This window comes from Alteromonas sp. 4NH20-0104 (genome assembly GCF_057547795.1).
Map to the genome: position 1 here is coordinate 1 of NZ_BAAJLP010000003.1, position 26,695 is coordinate 26,695.

The window sequence follows — 26,695 nt, forward strand, 5'->3', positions numbered from 1 at the left end:
GACATTAAGTCGGCTTTTTCTTTTTCTGCTGCTTTACAATAAAAACGCGACGCCCCGGGGTGCCGCATCAATTATTATTCCGCGGCGTCTTCTTCTGCTGTTTTCACTACTTCCAGTAATTCAACTTCAAAGATCAAGGTTGAATTAGGAGTGATGTTACCTGTGGCACGTTCACCATAAGCCAGTTCAGAAGGAATGAAGAAACGGGTTTTGCCACCCTCTTTCATGGTTTGAACGCCTTCGGTCCAGCCTGGGATTACCCGGTTTAGTGGGAATACGGCAGGCTCACCGCGCGAGTATGAAGAATCAAACTCAGTGCCATCCAGTAAGGTTCCTTTGTAGTGAACCTTAACCGTGTCGGTGGCAACCGGGCTGGCGCCTTCACCTTCAGCCATCACTTCATACTGCAGGCCTGATTCAGTGGTTACTACACCTTCTTTCTGACCGTTTTCAGCCAGGAACGCTTCGCCTTTAGCGATGTTTTCTTCAGCCATTTTGCTGGCCAGTTCCTGTTGCTTGGCTTGCATTGCCTGCTCGCCAGCTTGTGCCAGTTGCTGAATTTCTGCGGTTTCAAACATCAGGGTGTTACCCATGCCGTCTTTGATACCTTGCATCAGTGCTTCTTTGTCGATGCTTTCACCAAACTGTTGCATTTGCTTGTCGCGGGTAAATACGAACATACCCATGCTGGCACCCATCGCGTACGCTTGTTTTTGCGTATCGGTCATTTCTTCTTTAGTCAGCTTAGGGTCCTGGGCGGGTTCGGTAGTGGTGCCCTGTTGAGGCTGACAAGCTGCCAGACCCAGTGTAGCCATGATAGTTAGGGCAACGAGCGACTTTTGCATAAACTTCTCCGTTAGTTGGTCTCTTGCAACAGCGCCTGTGGTGCTGCTACAAATAAAATTCTAAAAATGTAAACCAGGTTGTTAACGCATTACTGTAACACGCCTGATGCGATAATCACGAATATCGCTACCACATTGCGTCTAATCCCGGGATCAGCGACGTATATTACGATTTCGTGCTATGTTAATGCGAGCATTCGCAATAAGAAAGGCCTATGACAACACCACAACTGAAAATGTTCACTCATCGTCTGATTGTTACGCTACTGGCGGGATTTAGTTTAGCCGGGTGTATCGTACCCGACACCACGCCGGACAATCAGTGGCGCATTGTAGAGGATGGTGCGTACGCTGCAGACGTATCAGTGGATGGTCAGTTAAGTGTGGTGTCGGGCATTAATAACGGCATACATGTGTGGCGTTATGGAGAGGCGCAGCCGCTGTTTCAATGGAGCCATCAAAGCGAAGACGGCGATCAAAGCAATAACCTGGTGGCAAACGTGCATATTAGCGCGGACAATCAGTTTGCCGTGACGTCGGATCGCGAGGCGTTTGCTATCTGGAGTTTAACTTCCGGCGAACCCATTGGTTTTTGGCGTATTGATGAATCGACGATTCGTGACGTTGCACTGGCCAATGGCGGCCGTGGTGTGCTGGTGGGGCGCTCCAGCGGCAAAGTGATGTTTTTTGAACCGGAAAGTGGCCGGCGCATTGAGTTTCTTGGTCATCAGGAACGCATTAATAGTGTGGATATTACCCCTAATGGCCGTTACGCCCTCACGGGGGGAAACGACTATGTGGCTTACCTCTGGAACACAGATAGCGGCCAGGTGATCCACACCTTCACTCATCCCAGTCGCGTTACCCTGGTGGCACTGGATGATGAAGGGCGTTATGCCTTTACTGCCGACAGTCAGCAAAAATCGCAGATCTGGAACGTACAAACAGGTGAACCGATTAGTCAATTGCAGTATATTGCGCGCCAGAAGATATTTACCGATGCCGTGTTTTCTAAAGATGGTAAGTACTTGCTTACCGGAGCCCCTTCCCGAAGGTTGTATTTGTGGGAAGTCGCCACAGGTGAACAGGTGGGAGAATGGAAAGTCGCGCCTCGCGAGAATATGTCACCCCCTTCGGCCGTGGTGTATGGTGTGGGCTTTTTGGATGGCGAGCACGTGTTATCGGTAAGTAGTAGCGGATTGGCTGAGCTGTGGAGTATGCCCTGATATGACAACGAACAACGAAACACTGGCTGGCGATTTAGCCAAAGCAGAAGACGCTATTGCCGAGCTTGAAACTAAGCTGGCATTTCAGGAGCACACCATAGAGGCTCTGAACGAAGCGTTATCGAGTCAGCAAATGCAAATCGATAAAATGCAGTATCAGTTGCGGCATGTTATCGATAAGATCAAAGGCATGGAGCCTTCCAATATTGCCAAAATGTCGGAAGAGACCCCGCCGCCCCACTATTAAGTGCTGCGTCTAAAGCTTGCCTGCCAGTAATACCTGTAACCAACGAATATCCTCCTGCCCGAGACGTGCTTTGGCATGCAGGGCCGGATCGGCCAGAATATCCTTATACACATGACAAACCGCGGTTTCGGTAAGGTTGCGCCAGTGTTCGCTGTTTAGCTCAGGCAGACTGGCCCTGGCCAGATTAGGATCGTGCAGCGGATCGTGCTGTGCTTCGCTGGTCCGCAAGGCAAATTCCAGTTCGTGAAGAATGGGGTTAATCACTTTAAGCGTGGTGGACTCTGAAAACTGACCCAGTACATGCTGTTCTGCTTCGTGGGCCCTTTTCTCCAGTTGTGCCCGGGTTGCTTTTTCGCCTAAGGGCTTAAGACCATGCCTTGCCAGTAAGGCTGAGATGCCAGGTAAAACCGCTTTAATGGCAATCCCCGCACCGATGAGCGGATTAAACACGGCGGCAATCGCTCCGATAAGCAGCATGCCATAGGTCAATTTAGTATCCAGCGCGTCAATATCGTTAGCCAGTTTTTCCAGCGAGCTGACATTCCCCTGATGAGAGGCGTTAGAGAGGTTGCGGGCTGCTTCAATCATGTAATGGCGTAGCGTGCCCTCGTAATGCTCATTGGGAAAGTGAAAAATCCGTCGCTTGGGGAGCGCATTAACCTCTGGCACGCCTTTGGGCAGATAGCGCATGGTATGCAGAGAAAAACCGGCGTCGCTGGTGAAGTTGGGGATCACAAAATAGTGTTTTTCATCGTACAGGCGTTCGCTCTCTTCGCCACGTTCCAGCGAGATCAACACAGGTAATTTACCCACCTGCTGTTTAATCAGAGTTGCGGTGTTATCCAACTCTGATTTCAGGCTATCCAGTCCGTCGCTCAAACGGTTGAAGAATGACTTCATAGCCGGTTATCCTATCAGCCCGGCTAACAGTTTGTGCCCGCTTTCGGTTAGCAGGTAACCCAGACCAACCAGATTAAGCAGTACCGTAAACCAGAACATGGCTTTAAAGTCGCGCTTTGCGGATTTATGACGCAGCCACTGCTGCGCTAAATAAGCGCCGGGCCAGCCGCCAACTAATGCTATCAGGTGTAATTGGCTTTCAGGAGTACGCCAACGGTTCTTGCGGGCGGCTGATTTATCAGTGGCATACATCACCAATGCAATCAGGCTGGCCAGTAGATAGACATAAGCTACCTCAACGGGTAATCGGCCAAACAAAATGGCGCCACTGAGCAGGGCAGCAAAGGGCAATAACACCGGTAGTCGCATCTTGTTCCTGTTGCCTGGGGGGGGCGGCTTCGCTGTTTTTCGGCGACTGGGCTTAGCGGCCGAAGGGCTGTCGTTAACCAGACTCACCTCTACGGCTTTAATTTTACCTTTGCGGTCCTGACGGGTTTGGTACTGGATCATATCGCCGCTCTGCGGGCGGCGGGAATAAAAGCTAAACGCTTTAATGTGTACAAACGCTCGCTGGCCGCCACCTTGGGGCTCAACAAAGCCGAAGCCCCGGTTATCGTCCCAATTTAGCAGTTTGCCCCGTAACTTCACGAGTTCAGGCCGGGCAAACGGCTACCGGCGCCTGGGGCGCGGTAGCAAGGCAGGAAAAAAACATTAACTGTTTGGCTTGTCATCTTCTGCCGGGGTTTCACTGGCGGCGGATTTAGCAGACTGGGATTGCGGTTTTTTCGCCTTGGTAGTCACCAGGTCGCCGTCAATTACGGCACTGCCCTGAATAAGGTCTTCCAGTGTGCCATCTTCAGCATCCACTAAACCCACTTCGCGCAGTAAAGAGTCCACTAACGGGGCATTGGCGCGGTAGTTAAGTGCCGCGCTGGTAACCTGATCCGCCAGGCCAGCACCGCCGCTTTCGCCATTACCGCCAGCACCACCAAGACTGTTGCCATAGCCTTGTAAAATCTTAATGCCGTCAATGTTTTCTAAAGGTTTAACCGCATTGGCGATAATGTCTGGCAGTATTTTAAGAATGGCCAGAGACCGTTGCAGATCAATCTGTTCGTCTTTAAGCGTGTTTTCGGCTTCATACATGGATTTCTTACCGGCCGCTTCCACTGCAAACACTTTCTCGTCGGCTTCGGCTTGCAATTTCTTGGCATCGGCGCTGGCCCGGGCTTCGGTAAGAATGGCCTCTGAAGTATTAATCGCCGCTTCACGTTTCGCTTCAGCTTCAACGGTAATGTTCACCGCTTCACGCTCTGCTTCCTTACGGGCGTCGATCACTTCAATTTCCATGCGGCGATTGGCTTCTGCTACCTGGCGGGTAGTGATAACGGCTTCTTCTTTTTCTACTTTGAGCTTCTCAGCTTCGGCCGCTTTGGCCCGTGCAGCCGACTCTTCTTCTGATTTACTGGCAATGGCGATTTGCTTGTTCTGCTCAGCCACTTCAATTTGTTGCATTTGCAGAATGCGCGCTTCGTCGATAGCTTTACGTTTTTCTATCTCGCGGGCTTCAATGGTTTGCGCTTTTTCGATTTCTGATTCTGAAATCGCTTTCTCTTTAGCAATTTCAGCCTGGCGTTCTTCCTGGTCTTTTTGCTCGCGTTGCTTGGCGATTTCGGCCTTTTGCTCCTGGCGTTTGAAGGCCAGCGATTGTTCCTGCTGGATGCGGGCTTCTTCTTCGTCGCGTTTAATATTTAACGACAGTTTTTCCGCTTCCAGGTTACGCTGTTCAATCTTAATTCGGTTTTCTTGCTGAATATCGTTCGTTTCTTTGCGCTTTTCTTCAATGATTTTAGCTAACCGGGCCCGGCCTTCGGCATCGAATGCATTGTTTTCGTTAAAGAATTGCAGGTCGGTCTGGTCGAAGCCGGTTAAGCTCACCGATTCCAGCTCCAAACCGTTCTTTTCCAGATCGTTAGCTACACTTTGCTGTACCTTTTGCACAAAGTCGGCACGCTGCTCGTGCATTTCGGTCATGGTCATCTCCGCCGCTACTGCACGCAGTACGTCAACGAACTTGGATTCCATGAGCTTTTTGACTTCTTCGGCACGGGTAGTACGTGTGCCCAGGGTTTGTGCCGCCATGGAAATGCCGGCGGCGTTTGGCGCTACGCGCAGGTAGAAATCGGCTTTTACATCTACCCGCATGCGGTCTTTGGTGATCAGCGCATCTTTAGAGGTTTTCTCTACCTCAATGCGCAGGGTGTTCATGTTGACCGGAATAATTTCGTGAACCACCGGCAGTACCAGCGCGCCACCATCTTTAATCACTTTCTCACCGCCAAGGCCGGTTCGAACAAAGGCGGTCTCTTTTGTGGCCCGGGTGTATAAACGGGCAAAAATAAAACCAATAACGAGCAGGCCAATGACGGCTGCGCCAATCATTACCAGCATAAAAGGTAAATTACCTAATCCTGAAGTTTCCATAGTTACAGCTTCCATCGTAAAGAGTTAAAGGTCGGAATAGCGACTTGCTAACCAGCGGTAGTCCCGCTTTTGTATTAATAATATTTTTTCGCCCTGGCTGAATTGCTCATCAGGCTCAAGGGGCTCTACCAGCAAATAGTGTGGCTGGCCATGGGCATCAACAAATTTGCCCTCTGCCGGGCTGTTCTGGCGGGCAACGCCAACGGTGATGTGACCAACCGTGCCAACCAGTTCATCGGCTGTGGTGGCTGATGACTCCTGTTTAGGGAGCAGGCGGGCGATAAAGGTGCCGAACCGGGCCGTGAAAAACAGGCCGGCTACCACAGCCAGAAGCGTTATCAGCCAACGGGCAAAATAGGTGTCCAGCAGCGTAAGAGAAAGAAAATTAAATGTCAGACCGGCAGAACCGAAAGTGGTAAGCAGTAATACCAGCCAAACCAGCAGGGGGACTCTATCGAGCGCCAGCCAGCTACCAAACTCGGTAAAACCTGAAGAAGTATCAGCGTCGGCATCCAGTGCCGCCTGATCGTCGACTAGCCCTAGCAGGCTAACCCCAAAAAACATCCCTGCCATTTCCAGAATGAAAAGCGCTATAACAATGCCCAGCGCACAGCTAAACCAGAAATTGGCATCATCTAATAAGAATGACAACATGCCACCGTCCCTGATGGTGAATCCATAAGCAAGAAAATAAGTTTAATCCCAAAGTATTGGGTTGGCAAAACATTTAGAAAAAGCCTGACTGACTTGCTTAAATCAGTGATATCGTTAATCTACTCTGAACAGATTATAATCAGCAGTTAATAACCGCTTTCAGCTATGAAATGCTGTTAGCAAGACAACGGAAGTTCACATGGAAGGCTCTATCCACTATACCTTTGCCGGCTTTTCGCTGGAAAGCGGCACCGGCCGTTTGTGTTACAACGGTGAAGCCCGGCAAACTACAGGTAAAGTCGCGGATTTTTTGCTGCTGCTGGTTGCCAATCCAGGTGAGGTGGTCACCAAAGACCAAATTCTCGATTCATTATGGCCGGATCAATTTGTTAGCGAAGCCTCTATTTCGCGATTGGTGTCTGACACCCGGCAACTTCTCAATACCGATGAACCTGAAAATGAATTTATTCAAACCGTGCGCGGCAAAGGGTTTCGCTTTGTCGCACCGGTTGCCATAAAAGAAAATACCGTTACTCAGCCGTCACCGTCAGCTAACAGCAGGCCTCGCTGGAAGCTGTATGGCGGAGTGGTTTTTCTGGCGGCGCTGGCCTTCGTTGCCGTGTTAGCCGTAGCCAGATGGTGGCAGTCACCGGGTAGCTACGTGGTGGAGGCCGACCAACGAATTGTTGTGCTGCCCGTATGGGTCCAAACCGGCGATATCCAGGACAGCTGGGCGGAGTTTGGCATTATGTCCATGTTCACCCAACAGCTTAGAGAATATCCGGATATTCAGATTGCCGATGTCGACTCGGTATTAAGCGGGCTCAATGCCCTGCCTTACAACGCCAATGCAAGCCCGGCCGACAAGTTTGAACTGATATGTAGCGCGTTGGGTTGCCAGGCATTGGTGATCCCAGAACTTAAAGTACTAAAGGGTAAGCCGGTACTTACTTATCGTATCGTTCAGGCCACCATGCAGTCTCCGGAATTTATTTTTAATCATGCCAGCGTGATGGAATCCGCCCGTCAAATGCTCACCCATGCAGTGGGCCAATTGGTCCCCGTGATGCAGGAACGCCTGGAGCTCAAGCCGCTGTACAGTGACAACCAACGGGCCAATATGCAGTTTGCCATGGGCGTGAGTGCGCTGTATCACGGAGATTACGTTTCAGCGCAACAATCACTGCGTTTAGCTATCCAGCAACAGGATGATTTTTTCTGGGCGCGTGCCTATCTGGCCGATGTGCTGTACCGCACCGGTAATTACCAGGGCGCAGAGCTTGCGGTCACAGCTTTAACCGAGCAAGCCTCATCAGCCCGGGCCGAGCTGTATTTGGGTAACCTTACGGCCAATATTTTGTATGCCAGGGGGCAGTTAAAAGACTCTATCGATGCCTCCGCCCCATTAATTGTAGCCGCTTCAACCGCCAGTGAATATGAGCTTCAGGGCAACCTGCTGATGAACACTGGCTCCAGCTATACGGCGCTGGGGGAGACCGCTGAAGCGATAGATTACTTGCAGCAGGCTATCACCGTGTATAGCCAGTACGAGCTTACTCTTAGAGAAGGGCAGGCCCGCCTGAATCTGGGTAATGCCTTGTTTTTAAGTGAGCCCAACTCGGCCGAATCTACCCAGCAATACGAGCGTGCTGCAGCGATTTTTCGTCAGTTTCAGGCTAAGGCCTATTTAGCTTATGCCTTGTCTGCGCTGGCTCAGCAAAAGCGTCATTTAGGCAGGTTAAAAGAAGCCAGTGCGCTGATTAGCGAAGTAGCTAACTTGTACGCGCAGGCGGGTGATGAGGAAGGCCTACTGTTTGTTAAAATCGAGCAGGCCGATATTGCGGTGCTACAGGACGACCTGGCAGGCGCATTGGCATTGGCCACAGAAGCCTTTGAGCAGGCGGGTAGTCAGTATACTTATGTGCGTTCCTATTCGTCTGCCATGATGGCGCTTATCTACCTTGCGCAGGATAATCCGCAGCCAGTGCCGGCGCTGCTTGCTGAGCAGGACAAGTATGAATGGTTTGATCCCCGCGCTAATTTCAGTTTGCTAAAAGCCAGCTACGCACACTGCACGGGAAAACTAAAACAAGCTTTAGCCGAAGCGCAGGCAGTGAAGGCTGAGCTGGGTGAGCAGTGGTCAGATGCACATCAGGCTTATCTTACTATTTACCAGCAAGATGCTCAGACCGGCAGCAGGCGGTCGGTGGATTATTTGAAAGGGCAGGTAATCGATGGAATTTAACAAAAAGGTCGTTATCAGCAGTCTGGTTTACTGCCGGCATTTCTGGCAATGATTGGTGTAATTTTACTGGTACTTTCGTGGTTACTGCTTCGTTTTGAAGGTAAGTCGCTACGTGCTATTGGATTTAACCAGCCTGTTAAACGCAGTGCAGAATTTGCCTGGGGCATACTGCTGGCTTCGGCTTTTGTTGTGGTGCAGTTTTTACTGATAGCTTACTTTGCCGGCTTTGAGTGGCGCCTTAACCCTGATTTTAATCTGAGAGATGTTTTACTTAGCGCACGCTGGAACGTTAATTCAGTGTTGTTTGAAGAGTTTATCTTTCGCGGTTACCTGCTTTACAAAACTATCTCAATGGTAGGCACTGGACGAGGCTGTTGGTTGTCGGCTGCCGCCTTTGGTATATATCACTGGTTTTCTTACAAAGTGTTCGGCGCTCCGGTACAGATGATTTACGTATTCGTGCTAACGGGCATGTTTGGTTTGATGCTGGCCTACGCTTTTGCCAAAACCGGTTCGCTGTTTTTACCGGTAGCGCTACATCTGGGTTGGAATTTAACTACGGGGATGGTGTTCTCTAACGGCCCATTGGGCGAGCAACTGCTGATCCCTTCTCAAGCAGAAATGGCGGTACTCTCCGTTGTGCAACAGTTACTTACCAGTATAGCAATTCCTATGGTCCTGGTCGGGCTGGTTATCTGGCTGCTGCACTATCAACCCAGTCGCTCTGGTCATTAAGCTCAACTTTTCAGAAACTTTCAGACTTGTCTTCTCCGGTTTTCAGGCTTTTCAGTGTTAATGCTGTCAGCATTCAGGCTGACTCAATATGCCGGAGGCCCTTATGCTTAACCTTACCCGACACCCCTATCGCCTGTGTTTTCTGATTGTCGCCATTACGCTGATTATTCTTATTGCATGCCAGCCCGGGAAAGGTGCGATAAATACCTTCATAAGCGAAACCGATAAGTTTTATACCTGCCCGGACAGCTTTACCTTCGAATCCCGTCATCAGGCGGCGCGCTGCATTCGCTATCCACAGGAAAGCTTTGTTGCGCCTGAGCCCTGTAACGCTCCTTTTTCAAGTTACCGCATGGACTATCAGCATCATCAGGATAGCTGCCTCAGCGCCGCCTCTCAATCAACTGAATTAACCTGCCCTGATGGCGCAGAAATTTATGTTCAACCCGGAAATGATCTTTGTGTAAAGCGTTTGGAAGGCGCCATCAGTGCACCAATGGTGTTAACAAAACGGTAAGTTAACACATTGAAATTAATGGCTTTCAGAAAGTTTCAGACTGGATTCAGGCAACTCAGAAACACAAAGCGCAAAGTGACATGGTCAGGTTCAACAGGAGAAGACCATGGACATAACTCAATACCCAGTAGTTACCCGCGTAACCACCTTAAGCCTGCTGCTCGGCACACTGAGTGGCTGTGATTTATTTAATAAGGACGATGAAACCGAAGCGCCTGAGGCTAGTTTTTCAGTTAATGAAACCAGTGGCACCGCGCCGGTAACGGTTGCATTTACCGATACGTCTGAGGACGGCAGCGAGGATATTTATCAGTGGTTATGGGAGTTTGGCGACGGTAACACCAGCAGTTTGCAAAACCCGCAACATGACTACCCCATCCCGGGCACTTATACCGTGAGCTTAACGGTGACCTCGGAAGATGGCGCTGATACCGAAACCCGTACCGACTTAATCAGTGTTGAAGCCCTGCCTCCGGTTGCGGCGTTTAGCGTAAGTAGCACCACCGGTGATGCGCCTCTCACTGTAACCTTTAGCGAAGACTCAACCCAGGGCACTGGCACAATCAACCAGTGGGCGTGGGATTTCGGTGATGGCAATGCCAGTACCGAGTCATCACCAGAACATACCTACACCGAACCCGGTGAGTACACAGTAAGTTTAACCGTTAGTGATGAATACAGCTCCCACACTGTTACTGCCACTGAGCCTGTTGTTGTGCTGGCGGTACCGCCTGAGGCCGCAATGGAAGTATCGGTAACCTCAGGCGATATGCCATTTACTGTGACCTTTACCGATACCTCTTCTGCCGGCAGCGGTGAAATTACACAACGGTTGTGGGATTTTGGTGACGGCACTACAAGTGAAGAGGCAAATCCGACGCATACTTATACTGAAGCCGGGAAATACAGCGTTACGTTAACCGTGACTGCAGATAGCAGCGATAGCGTTACGCAGCTAGACTGGATTGAGGTAGTCGACCCATATATCACGTTAACCATCAATATGCGTGGCAGCGAAGGTGAAGATATTAGCGACGTAACCGTATTATCCTCTGATTACGAGATTGAAAGCTATTCCAAAAATGAGTATCAACAGCTCTTAATTCGCTTATTACCGCAGGATAACGCCAGTCTCTTAAGGATAGCGGCAGACGGGTATACTGATGCGTTAGTTTATTTCGACGGTGCGATGATTAACCAGAGTAAAAATGTCACCTTCAAAAAGCTGGGACAAGGATTTGAGGTGGACACCACAATCGGCGGCGAATTTGTTACCGGTGATGGTGCAAAATTAACCGTACCGGCTTATTCGTTGCAAACCATTGATGGAACTATTCTTTCCGATACGGCAACGCTGACTATGACTACCGTGGATATTAGTGATGCGCTGGATCGCAACGCCTTCCCTGGCAGTTTTATGGGAGAGGCAACGGATTTGCCAGGGGAACCGGTTGAAATTGCCAGTTACGGTTCAGTGGAAATGACCTTCACCTATGAGGGAGAAACCTTACAACTTATTCCCGGATATACCATGGAGCTGGAAGTGCCCTTGTTTGTGGCACAGCATTTGGGAGGCGATACAGTACACGAAGGCGACAACATTCCGTTCTGGATCCTTGATGAAGAGACAGGGATATGGATGCAGGAAGGCATGGGCGAAGTAGTGACTTCCACTAATAGCCCCACCGGGTTTGCCTTGAAGGCAACTACCAGCCATTTTTCCTGGTTCAATGCCGATGCATGGAGCTATCCTGGCGCAGGTCCTGTCGCCCCAGGCTCAGATCTTCCCGGTGAACAACGTTCCAAATGGTGTGATATCACTATTAATATTACTGGCCCCAATGAAGGCTCAGGTCTGGCCGGGCGCATGGCTAGAACAACGCCGGGCTGGCCTTACAGCGTGATATCTTCCGCTATTACCTATTCTGGGAAGCCGGTTGAATCACGAGTAATGTCGGGCAGTTATTACAGTTTTACCTTATCTGATGGTTTTAATTATTCGAAGCGTTCATTTGTGTGCCTGGGTGAAGATATTGAATTAAACATGACCCTGCCTGATGATGAAAAGCCTCAGTTTACTTCCTGGAGTGCCTCCCTGTTACCCAAGTTTGAGGAAGTAGATGGCCATCAAACCATTACCAAAAACATTCTTACTGTTGGTGGAGGTTTTATTCAGGATGAAGACAATACAGTTGAAGTATATTCAATCGCTATCACTGGTGGAGGAACCCGCTTGCCTGAGGGGGCAGAGGCCAAATATTTAGTAGAGGAAGATGATGCCGCTTCGCCAATTAATGTTTATGCACTGCTGGAAAATAGCTATGGCGACACAAGATTAGACTTTTCACTGTCTTATGTCAGCGAGCAGGCGCCAACGGTTTTCTACTACTATCTTTATGCTGATCTTGTGGGGAAGGCGAGATTATCATGGAAAACAGAAGGGGCAGATAATGTAGATATTGTCTACTTTCCGTCATCTACTCTTGAACAACCGATATCATTTATAGGGAATTTGAGTTATGAGCAGGAAGGTGAGCATAACTTTTTGCTGTCTGATTACGGTATCGATAGCCTTGATGGGTATATTCAAATTCGTTGGTGGAACCAATACGGAGAGCAAATTTACTATATTGAGCTTGCCACAGAGACTCAGTGTTTAACAGATATGTGTTTTGCAAGTTAAATATCGTTTGTGTCAGGAAGCATCGCTTCCTGACACATTTAGTTTCCCCAGCTGGTATAACCGCCAAATCGTAAAGCTGTTCACCATCAGCAAAGTCGCTTCCAGCAATGTACCGCCAATGGAGCCAACAATAATGTTGTTAGCAAGCCAGCAAATAGCACCGCATAAAAACGCCAGGCGCATTTTAATGCCCGACAAACAATACAGCGCATACGTGCCTATGCAGGTGCCTAAGATGGGAAATAAGTCGTACCACACATCGGCCAGATAAATTCCCAGTGCCAGCGTAATCACAATAAACAGGTAAGCCACGATGCGTGAGCGGGTTTTAATCGACAAGCCGGTTCTTACCACGGATAACAACGCACTCAAACAGGCGGTAGTGGCGCCAAGTAGCGCAAAATGCAGGGCGTGATTCAAGTTCATCACTACCATCATAATGCGCAGATGCTGATCGTCTTTCTGATAGAAACACAAAATGCCGAGCACAAAGCTCAGCATGCCAAACGCTTGGGCGAGATTAAATTCGGGTAAGTCGGGTAGCAAAATAAACGGTTTGGTGATTATTCGGGTTTAAACACGCCAATCACGTTGGCGTTTTTGCTGGCAGTTTTCACTTCTTCCTGGGGTTGTGATTCGGCATAGCCGCACTCCACACAGGTAAGCTTTTCGATGTTGTTTTCGAAAAATAACATAATGGTGTCGGTGGCTTTGCATTTGGGGCAGGTGGCACCGGCAATAAAGCGTTTTCGTTGGCGTTGACTCATGGGGTAAACCGTTGTGAATAATTAAGGTTGTTACGCACTGCGCGCAAATGCAGATCGCTTGCAGCGCTTCTGGTAAACTACGCAGCCAGACTATGTTATCACAGGTATTCGCAGTTTTATGATCCAGTTATCCGACGTCACCTTGTTGCGCGGCAGTAAAGTACTGCTGGATGGCGCATCGGCACAGGTTTTTCCCGGCCATAAGGTTGCCCTGATTGGCAGCAACGGCTGCGGTAAGTCCAGCCTGTTTGCTTTATTGCGTGGTGAGCTGAGCGTGGATGCCGGAGACTGCGCAGTGCCTGCCGACTGGCGAATAGTGAGCGTGGCCCAGGAAACGCCGGCAGTAGAGCGCAGCGCCATTGATTATGTCATCGACGGCGATAGTTATTTACGCGGCCTTCAGCAAAAACTCAGCGAAGCCGAAGAAGCCCACCATGGCGAAGATATCGGTAAATACCATGATTTGTTAGCGCAGGCTGGAGCTTATGATGTAGAAGCCAGAGCCGCCACTATTCTGGCCGGTTTGGGGTTTGCTCAAAGTCAGCTTACCGCACCGGTTACCGATTTCTCGGGTGGCTGGCGTATGAGGTTGAACCTGGCTCAGGCACTGTTGTGTCCGTCAGACTTACTGCTCCTCGATGAGCCCACCAACCACCTGGATTTGGATGCCGTGATCTGGCTGGAGCGCTGGTTGCAGCGTTATCAGGGTACGCTGTTACTCATTTCCCACGATAAGGCGTTTATCGATAACACAGTGGCGCAGATCATCAGCGTTGAACAGCAGCAACTGATTGCCTACACCGGTAACTACTCAAGCTATGAAACCCAGCGCGCCGAACGCCTGCGGTTGCAAGATATTGAATTTCGTAAACAGCAGGACAAAATCGCACATTTAGAATCGTTCATTACCCGCTTTAAAGCCAAGGCCAGTAAAGCCAAGCAGGCACAGAGCCGCATTAAGCAGTTAGAACGGATGGAAACGCTGCTGCCGGCCCATCATGCCAGCCAGTTTAGTTTTGAATTTAAAGCGCCCACCGCATTGCCTAACCCGCTTATTCAGATGGAAAAGGTCATGCTGGGCTATGGCGAGCATATCGTGCTGGAGCAGGTAAAACTTAACCTGGTGCCGGGTAGCCGCATTGGCTTACTGGGCCGCAACGGTCAGGGTAAATCCACGCTGATTAAATTACTGGCCGGCGTGCATGAGCCGAAAACCGGGGTATTTACCACGGCTAAAGGGTTAAACGTGGGGTATTTTGCCCAGCATCAGCTGGAATATCTGGATCCTCAGGCCTCGGCCTTACTGCATTTACAGCGTCTCGACAGCAAAGCCACAGAGCAACAACACCGCGACTTCCTTGGCGGCTTTGGCTTTCACGGCGATGAAGTCACCGGCCCGGTAGCGCCCATGTCCGGCGGTGAAAAAGCCCGTTTAGTGCTGGCTCTTATTGTGTATCAGAAGCCGAACCTGTTGCTGCTCGATGAACCAACTAACCACCTCGATTTAGAAATGCGTCATGCGCTGAATATGGCCTTACAGGGCTTTGAAGGGGCCATGGTGCTGGTATCGCACGATCGTTTCTTATTAACCGCGGTGTGCGAGGAGTTTTATCTGGTCGACAGCGGCGAAGTCGCGCCATTCAGTGGCGATTTGGATGATTATCGCGACTGGATCCTCGCTCAGCAATCGGTGGATAAAGCGGCGAATGCCGAGCCGGTGGAAGACAAGCCCAAGGTTGATCGCAAAGCGGAAAAGCGCCGCGAAGCTGAGTTTCGTCAGTCTACTGCTCACCTGCGCAAGCAAATCCAACAGTCTGAAAAGGCAATGGAAAAGCTCAACGCTTCGCTGGCAAAGGTTGAGGATGAGTTGGGGCGTAGCGAACTCTACGAAGCCGACAACAAGCCCGAGTTAATGAAGTTTCTGGATCAGCAGGCAACTCTAAAATCTCAAATAGAGGATGAAGAGATGCAGTGGCTGGATGCACAGGAACAACTGGAAGCGGCTAAAGACGCCTATGACATCAGTGCCTGAGCTAACACCTGAACTGTTCTGGCAACACAGCCTGCAGCACTACGCTAAGCCTAGTGTTGCGGATGCCTGCCTGGCATTACAGGATAACTATCAGGTAAACGTTAACCTGCTGCTGTTTTATCATTGGTGTTTTACGGTAAACCAACCGTTACCCCAGGCATTGCGTAAAGCCCTGGATGAAGCAGTCGCGGCAACCGAACCGGCCATCCAAACACACCGTGTCAGGCGCCGCGCGGCGAAGGGTAGCAGCGACTACGAGGCGCTTAAGCAGCAGGAGCTTGAGCTGGAAGCGGCACAGCAGGCAGAATTGCTAGCTGCCTACCAAAAAATAATGGGGTCAGAGTTACTTATTGCAGATAATATGGAATTAAGTAACTCTGACCCCATTATTGAATTAGTCACAGCTAACCGGCTGTTGAGCTGGCTGAACCTACGGCAAAATTCAGCAACTCAGGATTTAATCACAACAGTATTACAGGCATGACCATACGGACCAATCAATCACACGGAAGCATTGTTAAAAGCAGTTTTGTTGCGCCGCGCTGGGCACGTAACCGGCATATTCAAACTATCTGGCCGCGCTTTATTCAGCGCCGACTACCACTGAAGCACACCATGGAACGGATAAAGCTTGATGACGGCGACTTTCTCGATTTAGCCTGGGGCCCGGCGCCGCAAACACTCACCGGGCTGGTGATCATGTTTCATGGCCTGGAAGGGTCCATTCATTCTCATTACGCTAACGATATGATGGCCACACTCAGTCAACATGGCTGGCAGGTGGTGCTGATGCATTTTCGCGGCTGTAGTGGCGAAGCCAATTTAACGCCGAGGGCGTATCATTCTGGTGAAACCGGCGATCCGGCGTGGGTGATTAACCTATTACATCAGCGTTACCCGGCTACTCCCAAGGTGGCGGTAGGGTTTTCGCTGGGCGGTAATATGTTGCTCAAGCTGTTGGGTGAACACCCGGACAGCCTGGGACTAACCGCAGCGGTAGCGGTATCAGCCCCACTAAAACTCGATGAATGCGCCACCAGTGTGAACCAGGGTTTTTCAAAGGTGTATCAGAAATATCTGCTCGGCAGCATGAAGCAAAACCTGCTGAAAAAAATGCAGCGCATTGATTACCGCGATATATTGCAAATCAGCGAAGCCGACGTAGAAGGCATACAATCCTTCTGGCAGTTTGATAACCTGGTGACAGCGCCTTTACATGGTTATGCCGATGCCAAAGACTACTACGAGAAATGCAGTGCCTATTACTTTTTAAAAGCGATTCATTGTCCAACGCTTATTCTTCATGCGCTGGACGACCCTTTTATGAATCATCTTGTTATCCCCCAAGAGCAGGAACTGGCTCACAGCGTAACCGTAGAATTGAGTGAAACCGGCGGCCACGTGGGCTTTATGCAGGGCACGCCCAGCGCACCAGAAGTGTGGATGCACCAGCGTGTACTGCGTTACTTCAGCGATTATTTACCCACCACATCGGAGTTTGCATGATCATTCCTATCGACCAAATCGCACCGGATACCCTTAACAATATCGCCCGGGAATTTGTGCTGCGCGAAGGCACCGATTACGGTGAAATTGAGGCGGCCTTTGCAGATAAGGTTGAGCAGGTGATTGCTAAATTAAAAAGCGGCGAGGCAATACTGGTGTATTCCGAACTGCATGAAACTGTGGATATCCGCCCGGCTGACAGCTATCAGGCCGATGCTGAAGAATAGATCCCGTCGGTCGAGAGTCTGTAAAACCTCAAAATCTTTTCAAAGTATGTCAGAGTGTTGACCAATCTTTAAACAGCGCGCATGCTGGGATTAATAAAAACAAACTCATGCCGGTTAATGGCACTGGGTTTTGCTAACCATCCCAACTCTAACGACACAAGAGAACACTATGAGAAAACTCTCTGTTATTGCAGCGGGCGTCATGTCTGTTTGGCTATTTGGCTGTAGTCAACCGGCTCAGAACGATGCACAGACCAGCAGCGCGGCAGATATGCCCGATGCCAAAACCATTGCCGATGCCGCCAGCGGCGTTGATATGAACGTCGATTACAATGTTCCGGTGGAATACTTCACGCTCGATAATGGTCTGAAAGTGGTCTTATCCAAAGACGAGACCGCGCCCACCGTAACCGTTGCCGTGTACTACAACATCGGTTTTCGTAACGAACCCAAAGACCGCACCGGCTTCGCCCATTTATTTGAGCACATGATGTTCCAGGGCTCAGAAAATCTCGGCAAAATGGAATTCATTCAGTTAGTCAATGACAACGGCGGCGTGCTCAACGGCTCTACCCGTTTTGACTTTACCAACTATTTTGAGATTGTTCCCGCGCATAAACTCGAAACCTTTTTATGGGCAGAAGCCGATCGAATGAAAGGGCTGGCCATCACCCAGGATAATCTCACCAACCAGCAGGGCGTGGTGAAAAACGAAGTTAAAGTCAACGTACTTAACCAGCCTTATGGCGGTTTCCCGTGGCTGGATATGCCCCAGTACGCCTACAATAACTGGTATAATGCGCATAACTTCTATGGCGATCTGGCCGACCTCGATGCGGCCAATCTTGAAGACGTCGACGCGTTTTTCGATATGTATTACGCGCCCAATAATGCTGCGCTGGCGGTGGTGGGTGATATCGATGTGGCTGAAGCAAAAGCCCTGATCGAGAAGTACTTTGGTGATATTCCGGCGGCTGAGATTGCGCCTCAACCAGATTTATCTGAGCTACGCCAGGAAAAAGAAAAGGTCTTCAATAAGTACGACAAGCTGGCGCCTAAACCCGCTTATGCCTTTGCTTATAAGATGCCGCCGCGGGATACTCCTGAATACTATGCTATGGGTATTATCGACCAGATCCTGGTACAGGGTGAAGACAGTCTGTTGTATCAGGAACTGGTAAAGAATAAACAGATTACCGGCAGTGTGGGCGGTGGTATCAACTACCTGCTGGGTAATATGTTTAACTATAACGGCCCGATGCTGTGGATGAGTTCGTTTACTCATGATGACACCGTGAGTCAGGAATCCATTACCAGTGCCATCGACTCTGTGGTGAATCAATTGGCGGAAAAGCCGCTCAGCGAAGAAGAAATGTCCCGGGCAATTGTGAAGATCCGCTCCAGCCTGTTTGATTCCATTGATGGTTTTTATGGCTTTGGTCGTGCCGATTTGCTGGCCAGTTTTGCTTTGTTTGATGATAAACCGCAAAAAATTAATGAGCTGGAAGGCAACTTTAAACAGGTCACCCCAGAACTCATAATGCAAACCGTAAAGGACTATCTGCGCCCTACCAATCGTACCATTCTAACCGTTACCCCCGGCGAAGCACCGGCTAACGAATCAACGGCTCAGGGAGAATAACCATGAAATTAGTAAAAACATTGCTGGCCTCCTCGTTGATCGCAGTACTGACTTTATCGGTGAATGCTAAAGAAATGCCCCCGGCTGGTGGAACGCCGGGTGATTTTACCGTGCCGGTGACCCAGGAAATGACGTTAGAAAATGGTTTGAAAGTGACGTTTATTCCTTATGGCAGCACGCCTAAAGCCACGGTCAGACTGGTAACCAATTCCGGTAATATTGATGACGGTGAACAAGTCTGGTTAGCCGACCTGAGCTTCGACATGTTGCGCCAGGGCACCACCAGTCAGTCAGCCAAAGCTTTGGCCGAAGCGGTTGCCAGTATGGGTGGCGAGATCGCTACCAGCGTGGGTATGGACTCCAGCTTTATTGGCATGGATGTACTCGGCGAATTTACTCCGGATGCAGTGAGTGTGTTAGCCGATATGGTGATGAACGCCAGTTTTGCCGAGTCTGATCTGGCGCGTCTTAAAACTGACAGCCAGCGTAACCTCACCGTGCAAAAATCCAACCCTTCGGCCATTGCTACCGAAGCATTTTATCAGTCGATTTACGGTAATCACCCTTATGGCCGTTTATATCCCACCGCTGAAAGCCTTTCGGCGGTGACGGTGGCAGACACAAAAACCTTTATTAAATCGAACTTTGTGCCGAACCGCAGTCATTTGTATGTGTCTGGTGTATTTGATCAGGCGGCCGTCAGTAAAGCCGTTAAAGCAGCGTTTGCAGATTGGCAGCAGGGTGATAGCCGCACGGCGAAAACGGTGCTCACCAAACCCGGCCCAACCCTTGAATTGATTGAACGTGAAGGTGCCCCGCAGTCTACGCTGCGTCTGGGGTTAACCGCAGTGGATGCAACGCACCCGGATTACACTAAGCTCAGCGTCATGAATACGCTGCTGGGCGGCGCGTTTTCCAGCCGCATTACTACCAATATTCGTGAAGATAAAGGCTATACCTATTCGCCGCGTTCTGCCGTAATCGACCGGGTAGGCAGTGCTGTGTGGTATGAAGGCGCAGATGTTACCGCCGAAGCTACCGGCGCATCGCTGGTGGAAATCTTCAAAGAAATTGAATTATTGTCTGGTGAAGCGCCGTCGGCAGAAGAGCTTAAAGGCGTGCAAAATTACATGGCGGGTATATTTGTGCTGCGCAACTCCTCGCGTAGCGCGATTATTTCGCAACTGGCCTTTTTAGAACTCCATGGTCTGGATAAGAGTTATCTTACTGACTACGTTAAGAATGTGCATAGTGTGACGCCAGAGGAAGTCAGCAATATTGCCCGGCAATATCTGGATAGTTCGAGGATGCATCTGACCATTGTGGGCGATACGGCAACGGTCACGCCTCAGTTAGAAGAGGTTAAAGCCTTAGAAGCCTACCAGTAGGCGCAAGACAACGCTTAGCAAAACAAAAAAATGCCGGATCCCACATCCGGCATTTTACTTCTGAGGTATAAAAAGCCCCGCCTCGTCCTTGTATGCAGAGCGTAAACTGCTACTTAAAACGCGTAACGGGCAGAAAGCTGAAATACATCCGCGTCGTCCATAAATTCATAATTGGCACCTACCGCAAATTGCGGGTTGAAGTAGTAATAGGCACCGGCTTTAAGGGTAATGTCGCCGTCGTCCAGATCCAGGTAGCCCAGCTCACCATTGAGTTCAAGCTCAGGTGTTAACATGCTGCGTACCCCTGCATTCAGGCTGTAGCCATTGTCATCGTAAAAATCCGCATCAATGCGTTCGAAGTTTGCGCCAACATAGGCATCGGTCGTGCTATTTAAAGCTAAGCGATAACCACCACCGAGAGTCAGAGTGGTGAAATCAATGTTGCCGGTCTCTGCCCAGCCAAACTCGCCGTTCACGTAAAAGTTGGGATCGAGTAAATACTTCCCATTAACCTGTAAACCGTCCGGATCGAAGCCACCATCGCCGTCATAGCTCAGGTAACCGCCTTCTACATAGCGCCAGTCGGGCGTATCAGCAGCGGCTGATAGCGAAAACATGGAAGCCGACAACGCGGTGATGACGATAATTGAAGATGCTTTCATCGTGGTACTCCTTAAGAAAAAACATAAAGCGTTTTGCTGTCAGGACTATCGCAAGCATTGGGCCAAGGTGTAAAAATAAGTTAAATAAAAGCAAATTAATGCTTATTAAACAGGTGTTTATATATTTTTGAGGGCGCTTTTTCGAAAAGGTTGGAGTGGTGTTTAGGTTGATTTTTAAACAAGTGTTTTGTGAAAAGTGTTGCTAAATACCTACACCCGATTAGCCTAAAGTATAATTTTCACAGTGTGTTTTTTGAACAGTTATACTCATTATGAATTAATTTAACCTCTAACCTTCTAATAAATAATGTTTTTATTTTAATTTGTGTGCAAAGTAACAAGGTTGGATCGGCATTTGCTCTAGTCACTGTAGTTTTTCTGGCTGCTTTGAATCAAATGGAGATAGCAATGCCACCAACCAAACGGTTTTTCCCTCATTATCTGGCTGCTTTAACAGCCGGCGGTCCGGTTTTCAGTGATCGCACAATCGTTTACTCTGTTCGCACTTTTGCGTGCGTCATTCTTATGCTGTGTGGCGCGGCGGTAACTCAGGCCGAGGAAATCTCGGCGCAAAACCTGCCGCCGGAATCGGCGCCTATTTTAAACAGCGTAATTGAAGAAGCGCGCCAGTCGGCCACTCAGGCTTATGAAACAGACGATCATGAGCTGGCAGACGCGTTAAAAGAAATGAATTACCAAACTTACCGTGCAATCCGATTTAAAGCCGACAAGAGCTTATGGCGTGGTGAGAATCCCTACGAAGTGCAGTTTTTCCACCCCGGCTTTTTGTATCAGCAGCCGGTTACTGTGTATACCATTGGTGCCGATAATCAGCCAAACCGACTTCCTTTCGACCGTGAAGCCTTCCGTTACGACGGTAATGCAGCTCCGCTGGCACAGGAAACCGACGATGACAATGGCTATGCCGGTTTTCGTGTTCACTTCCCGATTAAAAATCAACAATACAAAGACGAATTTGCCGTATTCCTGGGCGCTTCTTATTTCCGCCTGATTGGTAAAGAGCACGTGTACGGCATTTCAGCGCGTGGTCTGGCTATCGATACTGGCCTGCCTGAAGGAGAAGAATTTCCACACTTCACCAAGTTCTGGTTAATTGAGCCGGGTCAGGGTGAACCCATGATGATCTATGCCCGCCTGGAGAGCCCTTCGGTAAGCGGAGCGTATAAATTTATTATTACCCCGGGTGACGAGACCAACGTTAAGGTACAAAGCTGGTTGTTCGCCCGCGAAGACGTTGCCAAGCTTGGCGTTGCCCCTTTCACCAGTATGTTTTTATACGGTGAAAACACCGCCGTGGTACCCGATGACTATCGTCCGGAAGTACACGACAGTGATGGCGTGAATATGATCACCGAAAACGGCGAACAAATCTGGCGTGTGCTGACCAACCCCTCGCAACTGCAAATCACGTCTATGAGTGACAGTGCGCCAAAAGGGTTTGGTGTAATGCAGCGCGACACCGACTTCGCCAGCTACCTTGACGGCGAAGCTAATTATCATCAGCGTCCGGGTTTATGGGTAACACCACAGGCGGGTTTTGAAAAAGGTCGTCTGGAAGTAGTGGAAATCCCCACTAAATCTGAAACCCATGACAACATTGTGGCTTACTGGGTACCTGAAGCGCCGTTTGTGGCAGGTGAGAGTCGCTATTTTGCTTACCAGCTTGAAACGGTAACTGGTGCCCGCAACAGCGACTTAGCGACGGTTGTTCGTACGCGCCAGGGCGCAACGGTATTACCGGGCGAAGAGCCGCAAGAGTCACAAACCCGCCGCTTTTCCATTGATTTTAAGGTACCTGAAGGCATGAGCATTGCTCCTGAGATGCTCAACCTCACAGCTACCACCAACCAGGGGCAGATTCAGCAAGCGCGCGTGTTCCCGGTTAACAACGGCAAATTATTGCGCGCTACCTTTTTGCTAACCCCGCAGGCCGGTCAGCCAGCGGATATGCGTCTTTACATTCATCAAGAAAACCAACGTGTCAGTGAGGTATGGAACTATGTCTATCATGCAAAATAAAACTCACTCGGACTCTGAAGGCAGTACTCCAAAGGCAACGCCGGTATTACGGGCGTGGGGATCAGGCGTACGATTATCCATAATGGCGATTCTGGCCATTCCCACCGCAGCTTTAGCCGGGTGGAGCCTGTATGAAATCTTTTCACCAAACCGCTTAACCGAAATGGAAATCGCCCAGCTGGCATTAAGTATGATGCTGTTTCTGTGGTTGGCGATGTCATTCTGGACAGCCGTAATCGGCTTTGTGCTAAAGCTGTTTAATATCGATCCGCTCAGTCTGCGCAAAGCGCTACCCGCACCGCGTACCGATGCCCCGTTAACCAAGCGCCACGCGGTGGTGATGCCGGTGTATAACGAGGACACCCGCCGTATTATGGTGGGGTTTGAGGCCTGTGTGCGCGAGCTGCTGGATACCGATAACGGCAAGCAATATGACTTTTACATGCTCAGTGACACCACCAAGCCGGAAATGGCTGAGGCCGAACTGGCCGCCTGGGAAGCGCTAACTGCTCGCTTGGGCGATAAAAGCGGTCAGGTGTTTTACCGTCGTCGCGAAAAAAATACCGGCCGTAAAGTAGGTAACCTGGCCGACTTCTGCCAGCGCTGGGGTAATCGCTATGAAGCCATGATTGTGCTGGATGCCGACAGTATTATGTCGGGCGATCGCATGAACGATTTAGCCTATCGCATTGAGCAAAACCCGGACACGGCGCTGGTACAGACCATTCCTATGCCGGTGCGTCAGCACACCTTCTTCGCCCGGTTTGTGCAGTTTGCAGCGCATCTGTACAGCCCGATGCTGGCAACCGGTTTGTCATTCTGGCAAACCGACAGTGCTAACTATTGGGGCCACAATGCCATTATCCGCGTGGAGCCTTTTATGCAGCACTGTGGATTACCAACGCTGGAAGGCAAAGAGCCCTTTGGTGGCGATATTTTAAGTCATGACTTTGTGGAAGCGGCCTTATTACGCCGTGCTGGCTGGCAGTGTTTCTTGTTAACGGACACCACCGGCAGTTACGAGGAAGTACCGTCTAACATGATTGAATACGCTACCCGCGATCGCCGTTGGGTACAGGGCAATATTCAGCATTTGGGATTACTTGGTGTAAAAGGCTTAAAGGCAACTAACCGTCTGCATTTTCTGTTTGGTGCATTTGCTTATATTTCTTCGTTGCTGTTGTTGCTGGTGTTGGCATTTGGTACCGCCGATGCCTTATACCGCGCACTTACGCCGGTAGAGTTCTTCACCGCTGAATATCAGTTATTCCCGGACTGGCAAATTGCCCGACAGGGGTTAATGGTGGCCACCATGTGGGGGACTGCAGCGTTGTTATTCATGCCTAAAGTACTCGGTCTTATTCTTGCGTTAATTCAACGTCGAGACGAGTTTGGTGGTGCGTGGCGCTTAATTAAAGGCGGCGTAATGGAGCTGGCCATGGCCATTCTTATTGCACCGCTGATGATGTTCTACCACAGCTACTTTGTGATCAGTGTATTTGCTGGCATTTCGGTGAAGTGGGAAGCACAGGCCCGTGAAGGCAGCATGGTACCGTGGATGGACTCACTTAAACGTTCAAAGGTTGCGACTATCGTCGCTTTAGCCTGGGGCGCAGCCACTTTCATCTACACACCGGCTCTTTTTATCTGGCTGTTACCGGTACTAATCGGACTCATTCTGGCAGCCCCGCTGATTCGGATTACCTCAAGCCTTGGTCTTGGCCGGGCAGCTATGCGCGGTGGTATTTTTGTGATTCAGGACGAAATCAACGAATGCCGCGCGTTAAAACGGGTACGGATTGGTATGGCGAATATTGGCCAAAGTGAATCTAACAATGTTAAAGCGCCGGTGCCTGCATTACCAGAAAGCCGCTGGGAGCCCATGGTGATCCAGGATTTCAGTGCTCACCCTGAACCTCGTGGGCCTTTGGCGCCTGAGGCAGCCTGATAACTATTACTAAAAACCGTCGTATGACGGCTTTTTGTTAAGGCTGTAATGTTCCTTATTTGTGGTGGTTGTCGTCTATTCCGATCTATTCCGCGCGACGCCGCGTAGCTAACTTGTAGTTTTGTATAAAGTACGGGGTTAAAAAAACGGTGTTCCCAGCTTAAATTGTACCCGGAGGTTCACTCAGCTCACCCGCTTTAGAATGAATGGAGGCAGTATGGAAGAGAGGCAGCAAAGTACGCCATCGCTATTACTCGCACTAACACCTGTTGTGTTGACACTGATTATTCTGGGCACGCAGATATTTTACTTCGGTGTATTCGAACCCCATATTCCGCTGGCAATTGGGGTGGCGTTGGCCAGCTTTGTGGGGATTTACCTGGGGCTTAGCTGGGAAGATATTCGCACCGGTATTTTCAAAGTTATCCATGTGGCTTTACCCTCAGTAAGTGTACTGATTGTGGTGGGTATGATCATTGGGATATGGATTGCCAGCGGAACGGTACCGACCATTATTTACTACGGCTTAAAAACATTATCCCCCGAGATTTTTCTGGCGGCTGGCATGGTGATATGCGCGGTGGTAGCCGTGTCGCTCGGCACCAGTTGGGGAAGTGTCGGAACCGTTGGCCTGGCATTAATGGGCATTGGTGACGGGTTTGATATTCCGGTTTACTGGACCGCTGGTGCGGTCGTCTCCGGCGCGTTCTTCGGCGATAAGGTCTCGCCACTATCTGACACCACTAATCTTGCTCCGGCCGTCACCGGCACCGATGTGTTTTCACACATTAAAAATATGATGGCGACCACTATTCCCGCCATGGTCATTGCTTTGCTTATTTACATTGGGGTCGGTTATTTTGTCATTGATACCCAAAGCGTGTCGTTTGAAAAAATTGAAGGGATTACGGCGGCGTTAGACAGTAATTTTTATATCTCTGCCTGGGCCTTGCTTCCTGCTTTAGTGGTAATGGTACTGGCGCTGAAGAAATTCCCGCCACTCCCCTCATTATTTGCAGGGGTCATTGTTGGCGGCGCGTTTGCCATGGTTACACAAGGGCAAAGCCTGCAATCAGTGTTTGATTACGCCAATAACGGCTATAGCATTCAAACCAATATCAGCGAAATAGACAACCTGCTTAATCGTGGTGGTATTCAATCCATGATGTGGACTATTTCGTTAGTACTCATTGCGTTAAGTTTCGGTGGTGCCCTGGAAACTACAGGCTGCCTGCGCAGTATCATTAATTCCATTAAGAGCAAAGTGAAAACCTTTGCCGGTACCCAGGTTGCCTCGGTAGGTACGGCGTTTACCACCAATCTGGTGGCGGGTGACCCCTATTTATCGGTAGCATTACCCGGGCGAATGTTTTCGCCTGTTTATCGCGGTATGGGGTATTCAACGTTGAACTTGTCGCGAGGCATTGAGGAAGGGGGCACATTAATGTCGCCCCTGATCCCCTGGAATGCCGGTGGCGCGTTTGTTATCTCGGCCCTTGGTCTTGGCATTGCTGGCGATAGTTTAGAGAACTTACTGTACATTCCCCTGGCCTTTGCTTGCTGGACGGCGCCGTTAATAGGCATAGCCTATGCCTACTTGGGATGGTATTCGCCCAAAGCAACCGACGAGGAACGCGAAGAATGGGAATCATCAGGCGCTGATATCGCCAAGTTTAATGACGACGGTACACCGGTGGCGAACTAGGACGTAACAAGGTATAGCGCGGTAAGTTTATCGTTACCCAAGATGGCATGATGTGTGAAGAACCCGGCGGTGAAGACATGCCGGGTAAGTTTGTAACCAGAAATCGCGAAGCCTATCGCGTCGATAAGCAAATCTCTGTATTGCTCCAGAGAACCACATTTTCTTGTTTCCATTTCTCTGCTTCAACACTCTTGAGCTTGTCTTTAAGTGCTTGCTCTAACGTCGCAGATAAATTCACTTTT

General features: G+C 49.8%; 24 protein-coding genes. 15 read left to right on the top strand and 9 right to left on the bottom strand.

Features of this window, described 5'->3' with window-relative positions; translation table 11 throughout:
- Positions 1–74: 74 nt before the first annotated feature.
- Positions 75–845 (bottom strand): FKBP-type peptidyl-prolyl cis-trans isomerase, encoded by a 771-nt coding sequence (fkpA, locus tag AC27IB_RS02720; protein ID WP_296049184.1) that lies wholly within the window; start codon positions 843–845, stop codon positions 75–77.
- Positions 846–1,081: 236 nt separating this feature from the next.
- Between fkpA and AC27IB_RS02725 the strand changes: the two genes are divergently transcribed.
- Together AC27IB_RS02725 and AC27IB_RS02730 are read left to right on the top strand one after the other, a co-directional pair.
- Positions 1,082–2,071: a WD40 repeat domain-containing protein gene (locus tag AC27IB_RS02725; protein ID WP_296049186.1), complete on the top strand. Its 990-nt coding sequence runs from the start codon at positions 1,082–1,084 to the stop codon at positions 2,069–2,071.
- 1 nt (position 2,072) lies between these two features.
- A complete protein-coding gene (locus AC27IB_RS02730) occupies positions 2,073–2,318 on the top strand; it encodes a SlyX family protein (protein WP_296049182.1) in 246 nt (81 codons plus the stop codon).
- 9 nt (positions 2,319–2,327) lie between these two features.
- On the opposite strand, the gene AC27IB_RS02735 is transcribed toward AC27IB_RS02730, so the two are convergent.
- From AC27IB_RS02735 to AC27IB_RS02750, 4 genes are all read right to left on the bottom strand, one after another.
- Entirely contained in the window at positions 2,328–3,218 is an 891-nt protein-coding gene (locus tag AC27IB_RS02735; RefSeq protein ID WP_296049181.1) for a hypothetical protein, read from the bottom strand.
- A gap of 6 nt (positions 3,219–3,224) precedes the next feature.
- On the bottom strand, positions 3,225–3,866 hold the full coding sequence (locus AC27IB_RS02740; RefSeq protein WP_296049179.1) for a cold shock and DUF1294 domain-containing protein: 642 nt from the start codon (positions 3,864–3,866) through the stop codon (positions 3,225–3,227).
- Positions 3,867–3,929: 63 nt separating this feature from the next.
- On the bottom strand, positions 3,930–5,702 hold the full coding sequence (locus AC27IB_RS02745) for a flotillin family protein (RefSeq protein WP_487118740.1): 1,773 nt from the start codon (positions 5,700–5,702) through the stop codon (positions 3,930–3,932).
- A 24-nt stretch (positions 5,703–5,726) separates the two neighbouring features.
- Positions 5,727–6,356, bottom strand: coding sequence for an OB-fold-containig protein (locus AC27IB_RS02750; protein ID WP_296049175.1), 630 nt, complete (start codon positions 6,354–6,356; stop codon positions 5,727–5,729).
- 199 nt (positions 6,357–6,555) lie between these two features.
- Between AC27IB_RS02750 and AC27IB_RS02755 the strand changes: the two genes are divergently transcribed.
- The 4 genes from AC27IB_RS02755 to AC27IB_RS02770 all read left to right on the top strand — a co-directional run bounded on the left by AC27IB_RS02755 (position 6,556) and on the right by AC27IB_RS02770 (position 12,536).
- Complete coding sequence (locus AC27IB_RS02755; protein WP_487118742.1) at positions 6,556–8,601, top strand: winged helix-turn-helix domain-containing protein; 2,046 nt, start codon at positions 6,556–6,558, stop codon at positions 8,599–8,601.
- Positions 8,602–8,649: 48 nt separating this feature from the next.
- Positions 8,650–9,336 (top strand): CPBP family intramembrane glutamic endopeptidase, encoded by a 687-nt coding sequence (locus AC27IB_RS02760; RefSeq protein ID WP_487118744.1) that lies wholly within the window; start codon positions 8,650–8,652, stop codon positions 9,334–9,336.
- A 103-nt stretch (positions 9,337–9,439) separates the two neighbouring features.
- The gene (locus tag AC27IB_RS02765) at positions 9,440–9,853 is read left to right on the top strand and encodes a hypothetical protein (RefSeq protein WP_487118746.1); all 414 of its coding nucleotides are present in this window, start codon (positions 9,440–9,442) and stop codon (positions 9,851–9,853) included.
- A 106-nt stretch (positions 9,854–9,959) separates the two neighbouring features.
- Positions 9,960–12,536 carry a PKD domain-containing protein gene (locus AC27IB_RS02770; RefSeq protein WP_487118748.1) on the top strand — a complete coding sequence of 859 codons (2,577 nt, stop codon included), beginning with the start codon at positions 9,960–9,962 and terminating at the stop codon, positions 12,534–12,536.
- A gap of 12 nt (positions 12,537–12,548) precedes the next feature.
- On the opposite strand, the gene AC27IB_RS02775 is transcribed toward AC27IB_RS02770, so the two are convergent.
- Both AC27IB_RS02775 and AC27IB_RS02780 read right to left on the bottom strand, forming a co-directional pair.
- Complete coding sequence (locus AC27IB_RS02775; protein ID WP_487118750.1) at positions 12,549–13,082, bottom strand: YgjV family protein; 534 nt, start codon at positions 13,080–13,082, stop codon at positions 12,549–12,551.
- 17 nt (positions 13,083–13,099) lie between these two features.
- Positions 13,100–13,303 carry a YheV family putative zinc ribbon protein gene (locus AC27IB_RS02780; protein ID WP_105933032.1) on the bottom strand — a complete coding sequence of 68 codons (204 nt, stop codon included), beginning with the start codon at positions 13,301–13,303 and terminating at the stop codon, positions 13,100–13,102.
- Between the two features lie 118 nt (positions 13,304–13,421).
- On the opposite strand from AC27IB_RS02780, the gene AC27IB_RS02785 reads away from it, so the two are divergent.
- The 6 genes from AC27IB_RS02785 (at position 13,422) to AC27IB_RS02810 (ending at position 20,098) form a co-directional block, all read left to right on the top strand.
- Positions 13,422–15,335 (top strand): ATP-binding cassette domain-containing protein, encoded by a 1,914-nt coding sequence (locus AC27IB_RS02785; RefSeq protein ID WP_487118753.1) that lies wholly within the window; start codon positions 13,422–13,424, stop codon positions 15,333–15,335.
- Positions 15,319–15,819: a TIGR02444 family protein gene (locus AC27IB_RS02790; RefSeq protein ID WP_487118755.1), complete on the top strand. Its 501-nt coding sequence runs from the start codon at positions 15,319–15,321 to the stop codon at positions 15,817–15,819. The genes AC27IB_RS02785 and AC27IB_RS02790 overlap by 17 nt, the downstream gene beginning before the upstream one ends.
- Positions 15,816–16,841 (top strand): hydrolase, encoded by a 1,026-nt coding sequence (locus AC27IB_RS02795; RefSeq protein ID WP_296049160.1) that lies wholly within the window; start codon positions 15,816–15,818, stop codon positions 16,839–16,841. The genes AC27IB_RS02790 and AC27IB_RS02795 overlap by 4 nt, the downstream gene beginning before the upstream one ends.
- Entirely contained in the window at positions 16,838–17,068 is a 231-nt protein-coding gene (locus tag AC27IB_RS02800; RefSeq protein WP_296049158.1) for a YheU family protein, read from the top strand. The genes AC27IB_RS02795 and AC27IB_RS02800 overlap by 4 nt, the downstream gene beginning before the upstream one ends.
- Before the next feature lie 169 nt (positions 17,069–17,237).
- Entirely contained in the window at positions 17,238–18,710 is a 1,473-nt protein-coding gene (locus AC27IB_RS02805) for a M16 family metallopeptidase (protein ID WP_296049157.1), read from the top strand.
- Positions 18,711–18,712: 2 nt separating this feature from the next.
- Positions 18,713–20,098: a M16 family metallopeptidase gene (locus tag AC27IB_RS02810; protein WP_487118758.1), complete on the top strand. Its 1,386-nt coding sequence runs from the start codon at positions 18,713–18,715 to the stop codon at positions 20,096–20,098.
- 113 nt (positions 20,099–20,211) lie between these two features.
- Here AC27IB_RS02810 and AC27IB_RS02815 read toward each other — a convergent pair whose 3' ends face one another.
- A complete protein-coding gene (locus AC27IB_RS02815; RefSeq protein WP_487118760.1) occupies positions 20,212–20,760 on the bottom strand; it encodes an outer membrane beta-barrel protein in 549 nt (182 codons plus the stop codon).
- Positions 20,761–21,285: 525 nt separating this feature from the next.
- Between AC27IB_RS02815 and AC27IB_RS02820 the strand changes: the two genes are divergently transcribed.
- From AC27IB_RS02820 to nhaC, 3 genes are all read left to right on the top strand, one after another.
- Positions 21,286–22,800 carry an OpgD/OpgG family glucan biosynthesis protein gene (locus AC27IB_RS02820; RefSeq protein ID WP_487119005.1) on the top strand — a complete coding sequence of 505 codons (1,515 nt, stop codon included), beginning with the start codon at positions 21,286–21,288 and terminating at the stop codon, positions 22,798–22,800.
- On the top strand, positions 22,781–24,748 hold the full coding sequence (gene mdoH, locus AC27IB_RS02825) for a glucans biosynthesis glucosyltransferase MdoH (protein ID WP_487118762.1): 1,968 nt from the start codon (positions 22,781–22,783) through the stop codon (positions 24,746–24,748). Before AC27IB_RS02820 ends, mdoH begins: the two co-directional genes overlap by 20 nt.
- Before the next feature lie 217 nt (positions 24,749–24,965).
- A complete protein-coding gene (nhaC, locus tag AC27IB_RS02830) occupies positions 24,966–26,453 on the top strand; it encodes a Na+/H+ antiporter NhaC (RefSeq protein ID WP_487118764.1) in 1,488 nt (495 codons plus the stop codon).
- Here nhaC and AC27IB_RS02835 read toward each other — a convergent pair.
- Positions 26,450–26,626 carry a hypothetical protein gene (locus AC27IB_RS02835; RefSeq protein ID WP_487119013.1) on the bottom strand — a complete coding sequence of 59 codons (177 nt, stop codon included), beginning with the start codon at positions 26,624–26,626 and terminating at the stop codon, positions 26,450–26,452. The two genes, nhaC and AC27IB_RS02835, sit on opposite strands and share 4 nt — an antisense overlap.
- Positions 26,627–26,695 lie beyond the last annotated feature (69 nt).